The sequence below is a fragment of the Flavobacterium sp. AC267 genome, from assembly GCF_979258715.1.
Map to the genome: position 1 here is coordinate 256,585 of NZ_OZ409875.1, position 19,448 is coordinate 276,032.

At 33.3% G+C, this 19,448-nt stretch carries 17 protein-coding genes and 4 pseudogenes; 11 read left to right on the plus strand and 10 right to left on the minus strand.

The window, feature by feature from the left end; translation table 11 throughout:
• Positions 1-8: 8 nt before the first annotated feature.
• Entirely contained in the window at positions 9-539 is a 531-nt protein-coding gene (locus ACZZ95_RS01345; protein ID WP_463467728.1) for an isopentenyl-diphosphate Delta-isomerase, read from the minus strand.
• 331 nt (positions 540-870) lie between these two features.
• Here ACZZ95_RS01345 and msrB point away from each other — a divergent pair.
• Positions 871-1,425, plus strand: a pseudogene (msrB, locus tag ACZZ95_RS01350) (peptide-methionine (R)-S-oxide reductase MsrB).
• Between the two features lie 7 nt (positions 1,426-1,432).
• The gene (gene msrA / locus ACZZ95_RS01355) at positions 1,433-2,041 is read left to right on the plus strand and encodes a peptide-methionine (S)-S-oxide reductase MsrA (RefSeq protein WP_463467729.1); all 609 of its coding nucleotides are present in this window, start codon (positions 1,433-1,435) and stop codon (positions 2,039-2,041) included.
• A 54-nt stretch (positions 2,042-2,095) separates the two neighbouring features.
• On the opposite strand, the gene ACZZ95_RS01360 is transcribed toward msrA, so the two are convergent.
• Complete coding sequence (locus tag ACZZ95_RS01360) at positions 2,096-2,533, minus strand: META domain-containing protein (RefSeq protein ID WP_463467730.1); 438 nt, start codon at positions 2,531-2,533, stop codon at positions 2,096-2,098.
• Between the two features lie 262 nt (positions 2,534-2,795).
• Between ACZZ95_RS01360 and ACZZ95_RS01365 the strand changes: the two genes are divergently transcribed.
• Positions 2,796-4,196 carry an aminopeptidase P N-terminal domain-containing protein gene (locus ACZZ95_RS01365; RefSeq protein WP_463467731.1) on the plus strand — a complete coding sequence of 467 codons (1,401 nt, stop codon included), beginning with the start codon at positions 2,796-2,798 and terminating at the stop codon, positions 4,194-4,196.
• A gap of 218 nt (positions 4,197-4,414) precedes the next feature.
• Entirely contained in the window at positions 4,415-5,374 is a 960-nt protein-coding gene (locus ACZZ95_RS01370; RefSeq protein WP_463467732.1) for a quinone oxidoreductase family protein, read from the plus strand.
• Between the two features lie 168 nt (positions 5,375-5,542).
• Here ACZZ95_RS01370 and ACZZ95_RS01375 read toward each other — a convergent pair whose 3' ends face one another.
• The 5 genes and pseudogenes from ACZZ95_RS01375 to ACZZ95_RS01395 form a co-directional block, all read right to left on the minus strand.
• Positions 5,543-6,631, minus strand: coding sequence for a DUF6630 family protein (locus tag ACZZ95_RS01375; protein WP_463467733.1), 1,089 nt, complete (start codon positions 6,629-6,631; stop codon positions 5,543-5,545).
• 28 nt (positions 6,632-6,659) lie between these two features.
• Positions 6,660-7,091 carry a hypothetical protein gene (locus ACZZ95_RS01380; protein ID WP_463467734.1) on the minus strand — a complete coding sequence of 144 codons (432 nt, stop codon included), beginning with the start codon at positions 7,089-7,091 and terminating at the stop codon, positions 6,660-6,662.
• On the minus strand, positions 7,072-7,359 hold the full coding sequence (locus ACZZ95_RS01385) for a hypothetical protein (RefSeq protein ID WP_463467735.1): 288 nt from the start codon (positions 7,357-7,359) through the stop codon (positions 7,072-7,074). The genes ACZZ95_RS01380 and ACZZ95_RS01385 overlap by 20 nt, the downstream gene beginning before the upstream one ends.
• A 63-nt stretch (positions 7,360-7,422) precedes the next feature.
• A complete protein-coding gene (locus ACZZ95_RS01390) occupies positions 7,423-8,163 on the minus strand; it encodes an SMI1/KNR4 family protein (RefSeq protein ID WP_463467736.1) in 741 nt (246 codons plus the stop codon).
• A 72-nt stretch (positions 8,164-8,235) separates the two neighbouring features.
• Positions 8,236-9,796 (minus strand): annotated as a pseudogene (locus tag ACZZ95_RS01395) (NAD(P)/FAD-dependent oxidoreductase).
• A gap of 299 nt (positions 9,797-10,095) precedes the next feature.
• Here ACZZ95_RS01395 and ACZZ95_RS01400 point away from each other — a divergent pair.
• A pseudogene (locus tag ACZZ95_RS01400) lies at positions 10,096-10,333 on the plus strand (hypothetical protein).
• 114 nt (positions 10,334-10,447) lie between these two features.
• Here the strand turns inward: ACZZ95_RS01400 and recQ are convergent.
• The gene (gene recQ, locus ACZZ95_RS01405) at positions 10,448-12,643 is read right to left on the minus strand and encodes a DNA helicase RecQ (RefSeq protein WP_463467737.1); all 2,196 of its coding nucleotides are present in this window, start codon (positions 12,641-12,643) and stop codon (positions 10,448-10,450) included.
• A gap of 86 nt (positions 12,644-12,729) precedes the next feature.
• Here recQ and ACZZ95_RS01410 point away from each other — a divergent pair, with 86 nt between their 5' ends.
• The 4 genes from ACZZ95_RS01410 (at position 12,730) to lptB (ending at position 15,683) form a co-directional block, all read left to right on the plus strand.
• Complete coding sequence (locus ACZZ95_RS01410; protein ID WP_463467738.1) at positions 12,730-13,695, plus strand: KpsF/GutQ family sugar-phosphate isomerase; 966 nt, start codon at positions 12,730-12,732, stop codon at positions 13,693-13,695.
• Positions 13,695-14,510, plus strand: coding sequence for a twin-arginine translocase subunit TatC (gene tatC / locus ACZZ95_RS01415; protein ID WP_463467739.1), 816 nt, complete (start codon positions 13,695-13,697; stop codon positions 14,508-14,510). The genes ACZZ95_RS01410 and tatC overlap by 1 nt, the downstream gene beginning before the upstream one ends.
• Positions 14,503-14,856 (plus strand): carboxymuconolactone decarboxylase family protein, encoded by a 354-nt coding sequence (locus ACZZ95_RS01420; RefSeq protein WP_095952285.1) that lies wholly within the window; start codon positions 14,503-14,505, stop codon positions 14,854-14,856. Before tatC ends, ACZZ95_RS01420 begins: the two co-directional genes overlap by 8 nt.
• Before the next feature lie 86 nt (positions 14,857-14,942).
• Positions 14,943-15,683 (plus strand): LPS export ABC transporter ATP-binding protein, encoded by a 741-nt coding sequence (gene lptB, locus ACZZ95_RS01425; protein WP_463467740.1) that lies wholly within the window; start codon positions 14,943-14,945, stop codon positions 15,681-15,683.
• A 65-nt stretch (positions 15,684-15,748) separates the two neighbouring features.
• On the opposite strand, the gene ACZZ95_RS01430 is transcribed toward lptB, so the two are convergent.
• A complete protein-coding gene (locus ACZZ95_RS01430; protein WP_463467741.1) occupies positions 15,749-16,603 on the minus strand; it encodes a glycoside hydrolase family 25 protein in 855 nt (284 codons plus the stop codon).
• Between the two features lie 10 nt (positions 16,604-16,613).
• A pseudogene (locus ACZZ95_RS01435) lies at positions 16,614-17,337 on the minus strand (CDP-alcohol phosphatidyltransferase family protein).
• A 190-nt stretch (positions 17,338-17,527) separates the two neighbouring features.
• Here ACZZ95_RS01435 and ACZZ95_RS01440 point away from each other — a divergent pair.
• Together ACZZ95_RS01440 and ACZZ95_RS01445 are read left to right on the plus strand one after the other, a co-directional pair.
• A complete protein-coding gene (locus tag ACZZ95_RS01440; RefSeq protein ID WP_463467742.1) occupies positions 17,528-18,598 on the plus strand; it encodes a putative type IX sorting system protein PorV2 in 1,071 nt (356 codons plus the stop codon).
• 35 nt (positions 18,599-18,633) lie between these two features.
• Entirely contained in the window at positions 18,634-19,437 is an 804-nt protein-coding gene (locus tag ACZZ95_RS01445; RefSeq protein ID WP_463467743.1) for a lipoprotein N-acyltransferase Lnb domain-containing protein, read from the plus strand.
• The last annotated feature ends 11 nt before the right edge of the window (positions 19,438-19,448 follow it).

Below are 19,448 nucleotides of genomic sequence, written 5' to 3' on the forward strand. Positions count from 1 at the left end.
TAGTCTGGTTAAAGTGTATGATCTTCTAAATAATGATAAAATTCATCAAAAATTATTTTAAACCAAACGGTATATATTTCGGGCTGTTTCTGAATGTCAGATTTTACATCTTCGATTTTCATCCATTTCCAGTCTTCTACTTCTTCTGTATTAATATTCGGATTCTCATTGTAATATCCAATCATTACATGATCCAATTCATGCTCGGTTAATCCGTTATCAAAAGGCGCTTTATAAATAAAATGAAACAGCTCTTTTAAATCTGTTTTAAACCCCATTTCTTCAAACAATCTTCTGCTTCCAGCTTCAATATTGGTTTCGCCTTCACGCTGATGGGCTGCGACATGTATTTGTCCAAAGCAAAGGAGAATGGTATTTTTGATTCGCTCGCTGCTGCAGAGCATAATTTCATTATTTTCATTTAAAACGAAAACTGAAAATGCACGATGCAAAAGCGCTTTTTCGTGTGCTTCTAATTTTGGCATTAAACCAATCTGCTCATCATTTTGATTGACTAATATTACGTTTTCTTCTGTCATAGTACTTCTTAATCAAACAAAAATACAAAAAAAGATATGGCTTAAAAATCTTGATTACAATTGTGAAAAATCTAAACCCTTTCCTAATTTCTATTTTTCTGATTTACAATATTATAAATTCGATCTAGAAATTAAAAGCTGTTAAAATTAAGACATAAAAACTACATTGTATTATTTTACGTAACTAATAAAAAGTTAAAACACACTTAAAAAAATCTGAATTATTTTAAAGTCAGCATTTTGAGCCAATTCTCATCGTATCTTTGATAGACTAAATTTAAAGCCTCAAAAAATACCTGATTTTAATCCATTAAACTTTTACTATTTGTTTATGAAATCAAAAACTCAATTTATCAGCCTTTGCTTTTTATTACCGCTTTTTATTTTACAGGCTTGCGGACAAAACACTAAAAAGCAGACAAAATCGACTTCTATGGAAAATAATATCATTACTAAATCGGGGAATCCTTATTACTCTAATACTGATACTACAAAATTGAATGTGAGTAATGCAGAATGGAAAAAAGTGCGCCTGCAGATGTTTATGCAGTGATGTGTGAAGCGGACACTGAAAGACCTTTTACAGGAAAATATTGGAATACGGACGAAAAAGGAACATATTACTGTGCTTCGTGCGGCAACAAACTTTTTAGATCTACAGCAAAATTCTCGAGCAGCTAGCGGATGGCCGAGTTTCTTTGAACAAGAGGACAAAAAAAGTGTAATTTTTAAAGAAGATAATTCTATCGGAATGGAAAGAATTGAAGCACTCTGCGGTCGTTGCGGCGGCCATTTAGGTCATTTATTTGATGACGGTCCCGCGCCTACCGGAAAACGCTACTGCATGAACTCCATTGCTCTAGACTTTGTTCCTGATTCTAAATAATTTATTTATGAAAAATATACTTTTAATATGCTTTTTTGCCCTTTCCTTGAATGGGTTTTCACAAAATAAAAAAGCTTCAAATCTAGAAACCATTACTTTGGGAGGCGGCTGTTATTGGTGCGTTGAAGCTGTTTATGAAGATTTAAATGGAGTGAAATCTGTTGTTTCTGGATTTTCTGGCGGAAAAGTCGCGAATCCTACTTATGAGGAAGTCTGCACTGGAGAAACAGGTCACGCCGAAGTGGTTCAGATTACGTATGATAAAAATGTGACTGATATTAATGAAATCTTTAAAGTGTTTTTTACTGTTCACGATCCGACAACATTAAATCGTCAGGGCGCTGATGTGGGAACGCAATATCGTTCTGTAATTTTTTATAAAAATGCCGAACAGAAAAAAGCCGCTGAAAGCATTATTGAGGAATTAAATAAAGCAAAAGTGTATAAAAGCCCGATTGTGACTAAAGTTGAACCTTTTAAAGTTTTCTATAAAGCCGAAGATTATCATCAGAATTATTATGCAAATAATAAGAATCAGCCGTATTGCAAAATGGTGATTCAGCCGAAATTGGAAAAGTTTGAAAAAGTTTTTAAAGACAAACTCAAAAAGAAATAAAAACAAAAAAGGGAAATGAACTAATTCATTTCCCTTTTTTATAGATTTTCAAAACTATTGTTTCGCAACTTTTTTAAATCGCATCATTGGCACATCGCCTTGAATCAAATTCAGCTTTCCATCTTTATTAATAGCATAACTGGTAGTCAGTTTAATTTGCTTTAGAAACTGCTGTTCTCCTCCTCCTTCACAAAACATCATTGTTGCTGGCCCTGGCTCTCCAAAAGTTAAAGATTTCCCACTTAACGTATATGGAGCACTGTAACCATTACATCCATTATTACCGTAAACATTTTTTTGTTTTTCGTCAAAAGTAATTTGCGGTTTTTTATTTGGATATAAACCTTCGAAAGCAATTCTTGGTCCAGAAATATATTCTAATTCCCAAGTTGTATTATATAAGTTCCCTGCATTTTTAGTGTCTTTAGATGCCATACACGAAGTAAGTAATAAGGTTAAAACTGAAAGAACTGCGAGTGTGTATTTTTTCATAAATGTGTTTTTTAAAAATTAATGTAATTTGTTTTTTGAAGATTAAAGTTATTCTCTAAAAAATACTTTCTCAATATCCGTGCCTATTTACAAGATTTATGAGGGTTTAAATTCCGTTTCAACTGTAATTTCTAACTCTAAGTTACATCATTTTATTCAAAACTCTATTAATCAAATCTTTAAAATCCGATTCGCGATTGCATTTTTTTTGTAATTTGCATCGATCATAAAAACCAAAAACATCAATCAAAAACCACAAAAAATGAAACAATTTTTCTTATTGTTTGCTCTATTATTTAGTTTAACTAAAGTTCAATCTCAGGAAAACCTTCCAACAGATTATCTTTCAAAAGAATTTCACAAGGAACGTCGCGAAGCATTTAGAAATTTAATGCCTGCCAATTCTGTTGCAGTTGTTTTTTCGTATCCAGAAAGAGTGTTTTCTAAAGATATCAATTACAATTATCATCAAAATCCTGATATGTACTATTTAACAGGATATAAAGAACCAGACGCTGTTTTAATTCTTTTTAAAGAAGCACAAGGAACCGAAAAATATAATGAAGTTCTTTTTGTACGCGAAAGAAATGCATCGCAGGAAACTTGGACAGGAAGACGTTTTGGCGTTGAAGGCGCAAAATCTAAATTGGGTTTTACAACGGTTTATAACGGAAAAGATTTCAAAGATTTTGGAATAGACTTTAAGAAATTTGACAAAATTATATACGATAAAATTCCAACAGATCTAAAAGGTAATAAAACAGGTTTTGATCTTTTTGGTTTAATTGAAAGTTTCAAATCTAAAGCGGCGCTTACAGCTGAAAAAGACACTTCTGATCTTTTTAATACTATCACTAATTCTTTAAGAGAAATTAAAACTGCTGAAGAAATAGCTTTGATGAGAAAATCGGTAAAACTTTCATGCATTGCACACAACGAAGTTATGAAAGCCGTTGGCCCTGATATGAGCGAAAATGAAGCAGACGGAATTCATGCTTACATTCACAGACATTATGGTGCAGAAGGCGAAGGGTATCCCCCAATTATTGGTGCCGGCGCTAACGGATGTATTTTACACTATGGAGAAAACAATGCAACAAAAATCGACAACCAATTATTATTAATGGATGTTGGTTCTGAATATCACGGTTATTCTGCAGACGTTACGAGAACAGTTCCTGCAAACGGAAAATTTACGGAAGAACAAAAAGCAATCTATCAATTAGTTTACGAATCTCAGGAAGAAGTTTTTAAACTCTGTAAGCCAGGAACTCCGTTTCAGGATTTAAACAAAAAATCAAGAGAAGTTATCGTCGCCGGATTAATTAAATTAGGAATTATTACGGATCCAAAAGATGTTAGAATGTATTATCCGCACGGATGTTCGCACTTTCTTGGCTTAGATGTACATGATAAAGGCAATTACATGAGTGCTTTAAAAGAAAATATGATCTTTACGGTTGAACCAGGAATTTATATTCCGGCAAACAGTAAATGTGATAAAAAATGGTGGAATATTGGTGTGCGTATCGAAGATGACATTTTAATTACTAAAGATTCATACGAAAACCTTTCTGCTGAGTCTCCAAGAAAATGGCAGGATGTTGAAGCTTTAGCCAAACAAAAAAGTACTTTTAATGAAATGAAATTCCCTAAGATATAATTCTTTTTTTCCCGCGAATTTCACAAATTAGCACGAATTAATTAGTGTACATTCGGGAAATTCGTGGCGAAAAAATTATTTCCATTTTTTAGTCTGCGGCTATAAAAAACTGAAAACCTCATTTCATCTGGAACGAGGTTTTTTTGTATACTTTTAAGGCAAGCTTTTAAAACTTAACCTGAATTTTACCGTAATTTGTATTCTTAAATTAATAAAAAATGAAAGCACTTACCTTTTCCTCTTTTGGAAATTCAGATGTTTTAGAATATATCGAAATTCCCAATCCGCAATTAAAAAACGACGAAATTTTAGTCGAAATGAAAGCTATCGGATTAAACTTTGCCGATGTTTACAGACGAAAAGGAAATTATCATTTAAAAGGAAATCCGCCTTTTATTGCGGGTTACGAAGGTGCAGGTGTTGTTGTCGACACCAATAATCATTCTGAATATAAAATTGGTGATCGTGTGGCTTTCGCCGATGTTCCTTTTGCAAATGCAGAATTGGTTGCTGTTAATGTAAATCATGTTTTGCCATTGCCTGAAGCCATTTCTTTTGAAACTGGAGCTTGTGTTCTCTTACAAGGTTTAACTGCACATTATTTAGTCGCCGACAGTCACAAAACTGCAAAAGGAGAAACGGTTTTAATTCATGCTGTTGCCGGTGGCGTTGGTCAGATTCTTACTCAAATTAGTAAACTTTTGGGTACAACTGTTATTGGCTTAACCTCATCTCCCGAAAAAGCTCAAATTGCATTAGAACAAGGTGCAGATCATGTTTTTCTATATAACGAAGATTGGAAATCGGAAATTTTTAAAGTGATTCCAAAAGGTGTTGATGTTGTTTATGATAGTATTGGAAGCACCTTAACAGACAGTTTCGAAGTTACCAAAGAATGCGGACAAGTCGTTTTCTTCGGAATGGCCGGCGGTGATCCCGAACCTGTAAATCCGAGAATGTTAATGGACACTTCAAAAACCCTTACGGGTGGCGACTTATGGAGTTATTTAACTTCTAAAGACGAAAGAATAAAAAGAGCCAATCAATTATTCAGCTGGATTACCGATGGAAAAATCAAACTTTCAGAACCAACTTCTTTTAAATTATCAGAGGGTAAAATGGCACACGATTTTTTGGAAAGCAGAAAAAGTACGGGTAAAATAATTTTAATTCCGTAGATGTTTAGTGTTCAGCTTTTAGTGTTCAGCTTTTAGTGTTCAGTCTCAGTTTTTACCACAAACTTGTCATCCTGACGAAGGAAGGATCACACGCGAAACTCCGTCTTTACTTTGGCGAATTACTAGTGTGATCCTTCCTTCGTCAGGATGACAAAAAATGGGATTAACTTACAGCTGATTAACTTCAATCTTCGTCAATTCTGACAATTCCAATATTCTTTCGACCTCATCTTTATTGGCAACAAAAAACAAATAATTATCTCCAAAAGTTTCATACGTCAACAATTCCAAATTCGATTTTTCTAATTCCGATTGAATGTATGGAAATAACTCATGGCTATACGTTTCTTCAGGATACGCGAAAGTAAAATCTTCGCCAATTAAGTTAGATATAAAATATTCTGCATCTTCTGGATCAAATTTCCAGTCGCTGTTCCATGCATCAATACTTTCAAAAAAAGCAAAATGATCTTCTACAATACTATGATATTCTTTTGCCTCTTTTTTATAATTTTTAAAAAGCTTTTTGGTTTGCTTTTTAAGTTGTTTTTCTTCAATATTCCCTCTTGAAACCAATTTTATGAACTCTTCAAAATCTGTTTCTGTCGCCGCTTCATCTGCCAATAAATTTTCAGATGATGGAAGCTCAACGGTTTGTGGGATTTCTAGATTTAAATACTGGCAGATTCCCTGCAGTACTTTTTTAAAATCTCTAATACCTATCTCCTGAGTTTCATTTTTAGGATTATTAATATCCAGCTTTTCTGTATCTAATAATCCTTTTGTATAATCTAAAAAGTGCGTGCTTGAATATAAAATTTTAAAATCGTTAGTTTCTAAACTATTTGTACAGCAAAAGAAAATGACAAAATTATTAAGAACTCGTTTCAAATACTTTTTCACCTCTGCACTTGGCTCTGAATAAAACTGAATATGAATAAAATCGTATTCTAATCCTTGCTGGATTGTTTCTTCTGAAAGCGCTCCGATATCAATCTTCTTATAAAGTTCGTTTAAAACTTCATAAGCATTATTAAAACCTGCTTTTTTAATTTCTTCCCTGCCATCTTCATGATCTAGTGAATACGGAAATGAATATAAGTTTACGAAAACAGAATCGTAAATTCCCTTCATCTTAAACTCTATACTATTTGATTCGTGATATAAATAGCCGTAAATTGGTTCTATAACGTCATAAGAAATTATAGATTTAGGATCATTATTTCTATTAAAAAAATTGGAAAAAATATTTATCATGGAAGACACTTATAAGTTATACTAAAATTTAGTCGTTTGAATATTTGAAACTTTTATTCATTTTATCAAAAGGAATCACTTTATTGACAATTGATTCCAATTCGACATCTGTCAACAATCCTCTTGCAGATTCTTTTATTTTTGGAGAAACATTTATTTCGTAATCAATAATTTCACGTTTTAAGATATCCTCCAAAATAGCGATTTGATGAGTTGTCAAATACTTTTTATGTGATTTAAAAACTGATTCGAGATCACTTCTAAATTCTTCGTCACTGAGTTCGTTGTAAACATCCTGCTGTGACATATCTATCAGTAAAACCTTAAAGATAAAATCCTGCAGGTTTTTTGCCAGATAATTGACTTCGTTCATATCATGCCAGACAAAAACGATTGGCACATCTCCATTATTTTCTTCATTGAGAAAAAAACAATAATGATCATGCCACGCTTTTTGCAAACGGAATGAATTTATATTCGGAATTTATATTTCGATAATCCTCAGGATCTCTGAGTTCTTCGATTTCTTCGGCAACAGATTTTAAATTAAGAGATTCAAAATCATACGAATGCAAAAGCAAAGGCGGATTATCTTTTAGTGTAGGATAAACTTCAGAATACCAATTTGGGCCATATTCTCCAATATTAAGCATTCCATCGGTATCTAACTGTTTGTACAAAAGCGGAAATTCAAATCCGTATTTTGTTTCAATTTCTTGTATTGTCATCTTTGGGGAAATTCGATTAAAATCAAATCACTAAGATAACAATCTTTTTACTACATGAAAAATCTAAAGCCCAATTATTTCAGGGATTACGCGATGATTTAAACATTTTTGCTCGGTAGAATATTCAAAACTTGTATCCATTTTATCGAAAGGAATGACTTCATTTATCAAATTATTCTTTTCATCTTCAGTTAATAACCCTCTTGCTTCTTCTGTACTAGCGACAAAAACAATTTCATACTTAATAATTTCGCGACTGAATAGATCTTCCAAAATATCTTTTTGCTGATGTGTCAAGTATTTTTTATGAGTCTTAAACATATTTTCAAGATTATTTTTGAGTTCTTGATCACTAAGAATCTCATTATCAAAATATGACATATCTATTAAAAACATTTTAAAAATAAAATCTTGTAAATTTTTTGCTAAATAATCTGCTTCATATGTATCATGCGAAAGAAAAACAATTGGCATTTCACCATTTTTTTCCTCATTTAAGAAGAAACAATAATGATCCCCTCCATAACTTTGTGCAAAAGGAATAAATTTAAACTCTTTTTTAATCTGACGATAATCTTTAGGATCTCTAAGTTGCTTTATTTCATCACTAACACCTTTAATACTCAGTAATTCAAAATCGAAAGTGTGTAAAAGCAAAGGCGGATTTTCTTTTAATTTTGGGTAAATTTCATAATACCAATTAGGACTAAATTCTCCCCAATCTAACATTCCATCTAAATATAGTTGCTTGTATAATTCAGGGTATACGAAATTATATATGTTTTCAAGATCTTGTGGTGTCATTATTATTAACTTTAAAAGTTTAAAAAACTTCGCAAATATAATATTTTTACTACAAAATAAAATGATTGTAAATTATTTCAACGCTTCCGCAATCATCAAAGCACATTTTTCTCCATCAATTGTCTGCAGAGATAATTCCACCGGCATAACCAGCACCTTCTCCACACGGATACAATCCTTTTATTTGCAAATGCTCATAAGTAATAGGATCTCTTGGAATTCTAACTGGTGATGAAGTTCTGCTTTCTGGCGCGTGCAGAATCGCTTCGTTAGTTAAATAACCACGCATTGATTTTCCAAAATCCTGAAAACCCTGACGCATAATCTGAGTTAAAAATCCTGGAAAAACCTGTCCCATTTCTACCGAAGTCGTTCCTGGAACATATGATGTTTTCGGAATATCTGATGAAACTTTACTTTGCGTAAAATCAATCATTCTTTGTGCTGGAACTTTTTGAGTCTGCCCCGCTAAATGCCATGCTTTTTGTTCGATGCTTTTTTGAAATTCCATTCCGGCCAACGCCCCAAATTTTGCAAAAGGTTTAAAATCTTCTAATTTCAATTCCACTACAATTCCAGAATTTGCTGTCGATTGATCCCGTTTTGACGGTGACCATCCATTTGTAACCACTTCACCCGGACTTGTTGCACAAGGCGCAATTACACCACCTGGACACATACAGAACGAGTACATTCCGCGACCGTTTACTTGTTTTACAATAGAATATGGCGCTGGAGGCAAATGCTCTCCGCGATAATCACAACTGTATTGAATACTGTCGATTAGTTCTTGCGAATGTTCCGCACGAACGCCTAAAGCAAAAGGTTTTGCTTCTATAAAAATTTTCTTTTTGTCTAATAATTCAAAAATATCGCGCGCCGAATGCCCTGTTGCCAAGATCAATTTATTGGCATGAATTTTATCTCCATTTTGAGTTACAATTCCCTCAACTTCGTTATTTTTTACCAAAATATCACTTACTCGGGTTTCAAACAAAACCTGACCTCCAAACTCGATAATTTTATCACGGATATCTTCAATAATTTTTGGCAGTTTGTTGGTTCCAATATGCGGATGCGCTTCAACCAAAATATCTTCGGAAGCTCCAAAAGCGACTAAAAGTTCTAAAATTCGGGTTACGTCACCACGTTTTTTAGATCTCGTATATAATTTACCATCAGAATATGTTCCCGCTCCTCCTTCTCCAAAACAATAATTCGAATCTTCGTTAACAATATGCTCACGGTTTATTGCTTTTAAATCACGACGGCGCCCGCGAACGTCTTTTCCGCGTTCGAGTACAATCGGCTTTAAGCCTAATTCAACTAGTTGCAATGCGACAAAAAGTCCAGCCGGTCCAGCACCAACTACAATAACTTCTTGTGCTTTTGAAACGTCTTTATATTTTGGAAGTTCGACTTTAGTTTCCTGAAAAGGTTCACTTTTTAAATAAATAAGAACTTTTAAATTGATTTTAATTGCCTTTTGACGTGCATCAATAGATCGTTTTAAAACAGAAACATGTTGAATTTCCTGCGGAGAAACTTTTATTTGTTTAGACAAATGGTCTTTCAGCAATGATTCGTTTGCGGCAATTTCTGGCGATACTTGAAGTAAAAGTTCTTTAGGCATTTTTTCTTTTTTATTCTATTAGCTTTTCTTTCTATGAAAAGAAGATGCAAAAGTACTATTTTGAAATGAGATTTTATATTTACTGTAATTTTTCACGCAGATTTTGGAAGTTTGGGAGGTTTTCAGCACAAAGCATATAGTAGAGATGCACCGCAGTGCGTCTACCCAACGATTATCTAAAAATACGTTACACGCACAGCAGTGCGTCTCTACAGAAAAAAACTCTAAACCTCAGAAACTTTTTTTCAAACTAACCTTTGTACCTTTGTCACTATCAACCTTTGCACCTTTAAAAAAAAATGTCTAGAAAAATAAAATTAATTTGGGATTTTCGAGGTCCTCTGTCTCGCAAAAACAGCCGAACACCACGAAATTCATTTAAAAGAATATATCGCAATTGAGAAGTTACCTTTAAATATTACAGGTTTTTCTATTGTAAATGATATGCATGCAACCGCTTTTATGGTGGTTACAGATGAAAATATGATTCAGGTTAGAGATGCTTTGAAACCGCATCGTGGGGAACTCTACGAGTAGTTTTCAGTTGACAGTCACAGTTTACAGTTTTGTACTGAGACTAAATTTAAGTCCATTCTCAGTTTACAGTTTCAGTAAAAAACTGCAAACTGTAAACTGAGACTGTAAACTTTTTTAATTTGCTACTTCACTAATAAATTTAATACGCATTAAACGCAATTCGTCAATATCATAATCGCCGTCAAATTCTTTAAGTGCGTCTTCGATTTTGTCTGATTCAGATTCCATGAAATAATCGTGAATTTCTTCCTGCTGATCATCATCCAGCATATCGTCAATCCAGTATTTGATATTTAATTTGGTTCCAGAATATACAATCTGCTCCATTTCTTTAATCAAAGAATCCATTGTTAAACCTTTTGCAGAAGCAATATCGTTTAATGAAAGTTTTCTATCAATATTCTGAATGATATATAATTTGTTGGCAGAATTTACTCCTGTAGATTTTACAACTAAGTCATCTGGGCGAATAATATCGTTATCTTCAACATATCGGCTGATTAGGGCAACAAATTCGCTTCCGTATTTTTTTGCTTTTCCTTCTCCAACTCCATGAATATTATACAATTCGGTTAATGAAATTGGATATTTCAAAGCCATATCTTCAAGTGATGGATCCTGAAAAACAACGAATGGAGGAACTCCTAATTTCTTAGCCACTTTTTTACGAAGTTCACGGAGCATTCCCATTAAAACTTCATCGGCTGTACCAGTTGATTTTGATGATGCTACTATTGCTTCGTCGTCGGCTTCACTATATTCGTGATCTTCAGACATCATAAAAGAAACTGGTTTTGTAATAAAATCTAAACCAGCTTGGGTAATTTTAATAATACCGTACGTTTCAATGTCTTTAGACAAATAACCAGAAACCAGAACTTGTCTCAATAATGCCATCCAATATTTTTCGTCGTAGTCTGAGCCAGAGCCAAAATAAGGTCGCGCATCTGTTTTATGAGCTTTAATAACAGCATTAATACGTCCGATTAAAGTAAAGACAATTTCTTTTGACTTATAAATATGTTTCGTATCGCGAACAATTTCAAGTAATTTAACGACTTGATCTTGGGCTTCGATTTTGTTTTTAGGATTACGAACGTTGTCATCCATATCTGCACCTTCACCAGTTTCGCTGTCAAACTCTTCGCCAAAATAATGAAGAAGGAATTTTCTACGAGACATTGACGTTTCGGCGTAAGCCACAACTTCCTGTAAAAGTGCGAAACCAATTTCCTGTTCGGCAACGGGTTTTCCAGACATAAATTTCTCCAGCTTTTCTACATCTTTATAGGAGTAATACGCTAAACAATGTCCTTCTCCTCCATCACGTCCTGCACGACCCGTTTCCTGATAATAACTTTCTAACGATTTTGGAATATCATGGTGAATTACAAATCGAACGTCTGGTTTATCAATTCCCATTCCGAAAGCAATAGTTGCCACAACGACATCTACATCTTCCATCAAGAACATATCCTGATGTTTGGCGCGGGTTTTAGCATCTAAACCAGCATGATAAGGAACCGCGCTGATTCCGTTCACTTGTAAAACTTCGGCAATAGATTCTACTTTTTTACGGCTTAAGCAGTAAATAATTCCAGATTTGCCTTTATGTTGTTTAATAAATCGAATGATATCCGACTCAATATTTTTAGTTTTGGTTCGAACTTCATAATACAAGTTCGGTCTGTTGAATGATGCTTTAAAAGTATTTGCATCAGACATATCAAGGTTTTTCAGAATATCTTCCTGAACTTTTGGAGTTGCAGTTGCGGTAAGTCCAATAATTGGCACTTGACCCAATTGCTTAATAATATGCTGCAGATTTCTATATTCAGGTCTAAAGTCATGTCCCCATTCTGATATACAATGCGCTTCATCAATAGCCACAAAAGAAATTGGCACGCTTTGTAGAAAAGCGACATATTCTTCTTTGGTTAAAGATTCTGGGGCGACGTACAAAAGTTTGGTTAATCCCGAGGTGATGTCTTTTTTAACCTGAGCAATTTCTGTTTTGGTAAGAGAGGAATTTAAAACATGTGCTATTCCATTTTCTGACGAAAGACTTCGAATTGCATCGACTTGATTTTTCATCAAAGCAATCAAGGGAGAAACAACGATTGCTGTTCCTTCCTGAATTAAAGCGGGTAATTGATAACAAAGAGACTTTCCACCGCCCGTAGGCATAATTACAAAAGTATTTGTCTGACCTAAAATACTTGTAATGACTTGCTCCTGCAAGCCTTTAAATTGGCTAAAGCCGAAATACTTCTTTAATTCTTTATGTATTTCAATTTCGTTTGAATTCATTCTCTATATTAACTGTATTTTGTATAAATTTGCAACACATAAAGATACAACTTTCTTTTATACATACAAATTTTAAATATTCTGATTTGATCACAAAAGAAAATATATTGGCAATTGCCAAAAAAACAATACTATCTGAAAGTGAAGCAATTACAAAATTAATTGATTTTCTGGACGAAAATTTCTACGAAGCGGTCCAGCGTATTTATGAAACCAAAGGTCGTCTAATCGTTACAGGCATCGGAAAAAGCGCGATTATTGCTCAAAAAATGGTTGCCACTTTTAACTCTACAGGAACTCCATCTATGTTTTTACACGTCGCTGAAGCAATTCACGGTGATTTAGGAATGATACAAAATGAAGATGTTATTATCTGCATTTCTAAAAGCGGCAACAGCCCAGAAATTAAAGTTTTGGTTCCTTTATTAAAAAGATTCGGAAATACTTTAATCGCTATTACAGGAAATGTAACTTCGTTTTTAGCAAAAGGATCCGATTATATTTTAAATACTACAGTTAATGTAGAAGCTTGCCCAATTAACTTAGCGCCAACAAACAGCACAACAGCACAACTAGTTATGGGCGATGCTCTTGCAGTTTGTTTAATGGAAATGCGTGATTTTAAACCAGAAGATTTTGCTATTTATCACCCAGGCGGTGCTTTAGGAAAAAAACTTTTGCTTCGTGTGAAAGACATGATAGAACATTCGTTAAAACCAGCGGTTACACCAGAAACTTCGATAAAAAAAGCTATTTTCGAAATATCTGAAAAAAGATTAGGCGTAACAGCAGTAATTGAAGACAATAAAATTATCGGAATTATTACAGATGGAGACATCCGACGAATGCTAAATGACGTAGATACTATTGCGGACTTAACTGCAAGGGATATTATGTCTAAGAATCCTAAAGTAGTTTCGTCAGAGACTATGGCAGTTGACGCATTAAATATATTAGAAGATTTCTCTATTACGCAATTAATTGTTGCCGATAACGGAGAATACAAAGGAGTTTTACATTTACATGACATTTTAAAAGAAGGAATCGTATAATGGCAAAGAAAAATCTTGGCGAGATGTCATTTTTAGATCATCTTGAAGAACTTAGATGGTTATTAGTTAGAAGCACAATTGCAATATGTATTATGGCATTTGTCACTTATTTTGTTAGTGATTATTTATTTGATCAAATTATATTAGGACCAATCAGGCCGACATTCTTTACTTATGTTTGGTTTTGTGACCTATCACATCAACTTAATTTTGCCGAAAGCATTTGTATTACGGAGCTGAATTTTATTATTCAGAATACCGAAATGGAAGGTCAGGTTAATATTTTCGTATGGATGTGCCTTTTAGCAGGTTTCATCTTAAGTTTCCCTTATATTTTATGGGAAATTTGGAAATTTATCAGCCCTGCTCTTTATGAGAAAGAAAGAAAAAATGCTAAATTATTTATTTTTGTTTCTTCTTTACTTTTCTTTTTAGGAGTTCTATTTGGATATTTTGTAGTAATTCCGATGTCGGTAAATTTCGTTGCAACTTTCTCTGTGAGTGATGTTGTAAAGAATCAATTTACGCTTGAATCTTATATGGGAATGGTAAAAACAAGTATTCTTGGAAGTGCCATCTTTTTTGAATTACCAATTGCTATTTATTTCTTAACCAAATTAGGATTAGTAACTCCTGTTTTTTTAAGAAAGTATTGGAAATACGCTGTAGTACTTATTTTAATTATTGTTGCAATTGTAACACCTCCAGATGTGGTAAGTCAAACCATTGTAGCCATTCCGATGTTAATTATTTACGAAGTTAGTATCCTGATTTCGAAAGTTGTTTATAGAAATAAATTAAAAGAAAATGTCTGATATCATTCAAGAATTTAACGACTATCGTTCTAAAATGAACGAAAAACTGCTTGCCGACAATAACAAAATTGTAAAGCGAATTTTTAATCTTGACACCAACGCTTATGCGCCTGGAGCTCTTGACGTAAAAACAAAAGAACTTTTAGGTTTGGTTGCGTCGACTGTTTTAAGATGTGACGACTGTGTAAAATACCATTTAGAAACAAGTTATAAAGAAGGTGTTTCTAAAGAAGAAATGATGGAAGCAATGGGAATTGCAACTCTTGTTGGAGGAACAATTGTTATTCCGCACTTAAGAAGAGCTTACGAATTTTGGGAAGCTTTAGAAGAAGCTGAAACTAAATAATTGTTAAAGGTTTATTTGTTGAATCGTTTATTCGTTAATTTGTGCCGAATAAACGATTTGAACGTTTAAACGATTAAACTTGAAAAATGAAATTAAGAGCCGATAATTTAATCAAAACCTATAAAGGGCGAAGTGTTGTAAAAGGAATTTCTGTTGAAGTAAATCAAGGAGAAATTGTGGGGCTTTTGGGTCCAAATGGTGCGGGAAAAACAACGTCTTTTTACATGATTGTTGGATTGGTAAAACCAAATCAGGGAAATATTTACCTTGACGATTTGAATATTACCGATTATCCAATGTACAAACGTGCACAACAAGGAATTGGTTATCTGGCACAAGAAGCTTCTGTTTTTAGAAAATTAAGTATTGAAGATAATATTCTAAGCGTTTTACAATTGACAAAACTTTCTAAAGAAGAGCAAGTTGCTAAAATGGAAAGTTTGATTGAAGAATTCAGTTTAGAACACATTCGTACCAACCGTGGAGATTTACTTTCTGGAGGTGAGCGTCGTCGTACTGAAATCGCGCGTGCCTTAGCAACTGATCCAAAATTTATTTTATTGGACGAGCCTTTTGCCGGAGTTGACCCGGTTGCAGTAGAAGATATTCAGAGAATTGTAGCCCAGCTAAAAAATAAAAACATCGGAATTCTAATTACCGATCACAACGTTCAGGAAACTTTAGCAATTACCGACAAAACCTACTTGATGTTTGAAGGAGGAATTCTAAAAGCCGGAGTTCCAGAAGAATTGGTTGAAGATGAAATGGTTCGCCGTGTTTATCTAGGACAAAACTTCGAGTCGCGTAAAAAGAAACTTGAATTCTAAAAAAAGTATACAGTCTCAGTTTTCAGTCTCAGTAAGCACTGAAAACTGAGACTGCGACTAAAAAACTATTCAACTGTAATAAACTGCGGCTGTTCGATATCTCCATTATAAATATTAACATCCACTCGATGTTTAATTCCCGGCAGAGAAGCTTTTTCTGTAAACTGCCAGAAAAGCCAGTCGTCTTCGATTTTTTCTCTGTAGAAATTATAATTGGCTATCCAAAAAAGATATTCGCTAAACTCTTCTTTTAGAAAATCAGAATAATAACGCTCCCCAGAATAAATTATCGGACGAACTTGATAATGTTTTTCCACTTTAGTCAGCCAACGCTTTAATCCTTTCTTTAAACTGTCTAAAGACTGATTTTTGGGTAATCTTTCTATATCTAAAACTGGAGGCAAATCTCCTTTTTGCAATTTTACGGTTTTGATAAAAAGATCAGCTTGCTCGATTGAGTTTTCGTTTGGGCGGTAATAATGATAGGCACCGCGCATAATTTTATTCTCTTTTGCACCTTCCCAATTTTTTTTAAACTGACGATCTACACGGTTATTTCCTGCGGTTGCGCGAATAAAAACAAATTGAACTGGATATTTTTCGTCCAGAATTTCAACTTCTTCCCAATCCACTTTTCCTTGAAACTCAGAAACATCGATTCCAATTACTTTTCCTTTATGATTTTCAAGAACTCGAATATTTCGCACATCAGAAAGGTGTTTATCAACGGCATCTTCGTCTAAGACTTTTTCCGATTTAAATCCTAAATAATATGCCAGTCCCTTGCGATAATGGTAAATTACTCCAATGAACAACAGCGAAAAAAAGATTAATAAAAGTGCTCGAAAAAGCTTGCTGAGAAAAGATCTTCCAGCAGGTTTCCTTGAATATGTTTTACGATAAGTCGTTTTCCTTGCCATTAAAATAAAACTACTTTTTCAAAAACAAGTTATTGATAATTGACAATAAAACGTAAAAAATAATAATTAACGGAATTGCAATGTACTGAAGCAAAACAACCATTAATACGGAGATTACCAAAAATACAATTTGAAGTGCATTCTCTTTAAAGCTGAATTTTTTAATTTTTAAAGAAAATAACGGAATTTCAGCATTTAATATATAAGCACTGCATAACGTTATAAATAACAAAATCCATTTATTGGTTAAAATTTCAAGTATTATCAAAGATTCCTGAGAGTAATTTTGCAAAACCAAAGGGAGGCTCAATATGAATAGAGCATTGGCAGGTGTAGGCAAACCAATAAACGAATCGGTTTGACGGGTGTCGATGTTGAATTTTGCCAATCTATAACATGAACCTAAAGTAATTATAAAACCCAGATAAGGAAAAAGTCTGCATATGCCCTTCATACATAAAAACAGAGCTTTCCTGCATCATTCTATACATAACAAATCCAGGAACCAAACCACATGTTACCATATCTGCCAAAGAATCCAATTGCACTCCCAATGGGCCAGACACTTTGAATAAACGAGCAAAAAAACCATCAAAAAAATCAAAAAATATTCCAAGACATACAAAAATGAATGCCATTTCAAAATTATTTTTGCTTAAAAAAATTATGGCAACGCGACCACAGAAAAGATTGATTAATGTAATTAGATTTGGAATGTACTTTTTGATATTCATAGTTTGAAATTTTGATTACGGCAGAGAACAAATTTAGCATAATAACTGGATGCAAAACGAGTTTTTTCAAGAGTTTTTTATTTCTAAGTTCGACTTTCAGAATATTTAAAGAAACGAACTTAATAGCTGAGTAAAATATTATATTTTTGATAAAAATTAAAACAGAGGTAAGTCTGTAAAAAAAGAACTTTTGAAAAAACTTTTTGCATTTATATTATTTTGGAGTTTTACTTCGCAATATGCTCAAACTGTTCGAAAATATTCGAATGAGTTTATGAATATTGGAGTGGATCTTTGCAGAGCATTGGGAATGTCTAGTACTGTAACTGCTTCTACAAATGATGTTAATTCAGTTTATTGGAATCCAGCGGGTTTAACCCATCTTGAAGATCATCAGATTGCGTTGATGCATGCCAGCTACTTTGCTAATATTGCCCAATATGATTACATAGGCTACGCAAGTCCAATTGATGATAGAAGTGCTTGGGGAATTTCGATGATTCGTTTTGGTGTAGATGACATTATGGACACTACACAATTAATCGACAATCAAGGAAATATCGACTACAATAGAATCAGCTTATTTTCTACTGCAGATTACGGCTTTACCTTTTCTTATGCCAGAAAGCTACCTGTTGACGGATTTCAATATGGTGTAAATGCCAAAGTAATTCGAAGAGTAATTGGAAAATTTGCCAATTCGTGGGGATTTGGATTTGACGTCGGACTTCAGTTTGAGAGAAATGACTGGAAATTTGGCTTAATGCTTCGCGACATTACAACAACTTATAATGTTTGGAATATTGACGAGGAAGAATATGAAAAAATCGCCAATGCCATTCCGGGAGAAAACAACACATTGCCAGAAAGCACCGAAATTACGCTTCCAAAAGCACAATTAGGAGTTTCAAAAAGATTTGATTTTCATAACGAATGCGACTTGGTCACTTCTGCTAACTTAAATATGAGGTTTGAGCAGACTAATGATATTATTTCATCAAAAGCAGTAAGTATTGATCCTGCAATCGGGTTTGAATTTGGTTATACCGATTTGGTCTTTGTAAGAGCTGGTGCAGGAAATTTCCAAAATGTAATGCAGTTGGATAATACTGAGAAAGTAAACTTTCAGCCCAATATCGGATTGGGTTTTAGATATAAAGGCATTCAAATAGATTATGCTTTAACGGACTTAGGGAATCAAAGTACTGCTTTATATTCTAATATTTTTTCGTTGAAAGTCGATTTAGGCATCTTTAGGTAATTATAAAACCAAAAAATCTTTTAAAAAATTAAATCATGAAAACTGTCATTTTCAAAAAAGCACTTTTTATTTTATTCTTCTTATCAAGTTTTATTGGTTTCAGCCAAAGTTTACCCTTATCAAAAGATGCTAAAATAAGTGTTCTAACCTGCGGACTTGGAAATGAAAGTTATTCTTTATTTGGACATACAGGAATTCGAGTTTCAGATCCTGGAAACAATTTTGATGTTGTTTATAATTATGGAACTTTTGATTTTAGAACACCCAATTTTGTAATGAAATTTGCAAAAGGAGATTTGCAATATTTTGCTACTGTACATTCTTTTGCTGATTTTTTTAGTGAATATACTTATGAGAAAAGAAGTATTTTTGAACAAGAATTATTAATCTCTCCAGATCAAAAACAACAGCTTTTTGATAGATTAAATGCTGTTTTAGCTTCTGATGAACGTTTTTATACTTATAAATTTATTGATAAAAACTGTACTTCGATGGTTGTTGATGTAATCAATAAATCATTAAAACAAAATGTAATCATTAAAAAAGAAGATACTGACAAAACGTATCGCTCAATACTTTTCCCTTATTTTGACGGGCATTTTTATGATCAACTGGGGACAAGCATTATTTTCGGAACAAAAGTTGACCAAATGGGAACTAGAATCTTTCTTCCATTCGAGTTAAAAAACAGTTTAGAAAAAACGACTTTTCAAAATCAGCCTTTGGCGGGCAAAAGCAAAACTTTATTAGAATTTACAAAGGAGACTCCAAAATCATGGTGGAATAATATTTACACTTATCTTTTTATCTTGATTTTTGTTATTGCAGACAAGAGATAAAACAGTTGACA

Bases quoted from the DNA above. Each gene is read 5' to 3' on its own strand.
- ACZZ95_RS01375 (WP_463467733.1), bottom strand. From the start codon at position 6,631: ATGATAAATATTTTTTCCAATTTTTTTAATAGAAATAATGATCCTAAA.
- ACZZ95_RS01445 (WP_463467743.1), top strand. From the start codon at position 18,634: ATGAAAACTGTCATTTTCAAAAAAGCACTTTTTATTTTATTCTTCTTA.
- ACZZ95_RS01420 (WP_095952285.1), top strand. From the start codon at position 14,503: ATGTCTGATATCATTCAAGAATTTAACGACTATCGTTCTAAAATGAAC.
- ACZZ95_RS01345 (WP_463467728.1), bottom strand. From the start codon at position 539: ATGACAGAAGAAAACGTAATATTAGTCAATCAAAATGATGAGCAGATT.
- msrA (WP_463467729.1), top strand. From the start codon at position 1,433: ATGAAAAATATACTTTTAATATGCTTTTTTGCCCTTTCCTTGAATGGG.
- ACZZ95_RS01430 (WP_463467741.1), bottom strand. From the start codon at position 16,603: ATGGCAAGGAAAACGACTTATCGTAAAACATATTCAAGGAAACCTGCT.
- lptB (WP_463467740.1), top strand. From the start codon at position 14,943: ATGAAATTAAGAGCCGATAATTTAATCAAAACCTATAAAGGGCGAAGT.
- ACZZ95_RS01365 (WP_463467731.1), top strand. From the start codon at position 2,796: ATGAAACAATTTTTCTTATTGTTTGCTCTATTATTTAGTTTAACTAAA.
- ACZZ95_RS01385 (WP_463467735.1), bottom strand. From the start codon at position 7,359: ATGACAATACAAGAAATTGAAACAAAATACGGATTTGAATTTCCGCTT.
- recQ (WP_463467737.1), bottom strand. From the start codon at position 12,643: ATGAATTCAAACGAAATTGAAATACATAAAGAATTAAAGAAGTATTTC.
- tatC (WP_463467739.1), top strand. From the start codon at position 13,695: ATGGCAAAGAAAAATCTTGGCGAGATGTCATTTTTAGATCATCTTGAA.
- ACZZ95_RS01370 (WP_463467732.1), top strand. From the start codon at position 4,415: ATGAAAGCACTTACCTTTTCCTCTTTTGGAAATTCAGATGTTTTAGAA.
- ACZZ95_RS01360 (WP_463467730.1), bottom strand. From the start codon at position 2,533: ATGAAAAAATACACACTCGCAGTTCTTTCAGTTTTAACCTTATTACTT.
- ACZZ95_RS01390 (WP_463467736.1), bottom strand. From the start codon at position 8,163: ATGACACCACAAGATCTTGAAAACATATATAATTTCGTATACCCTGAA.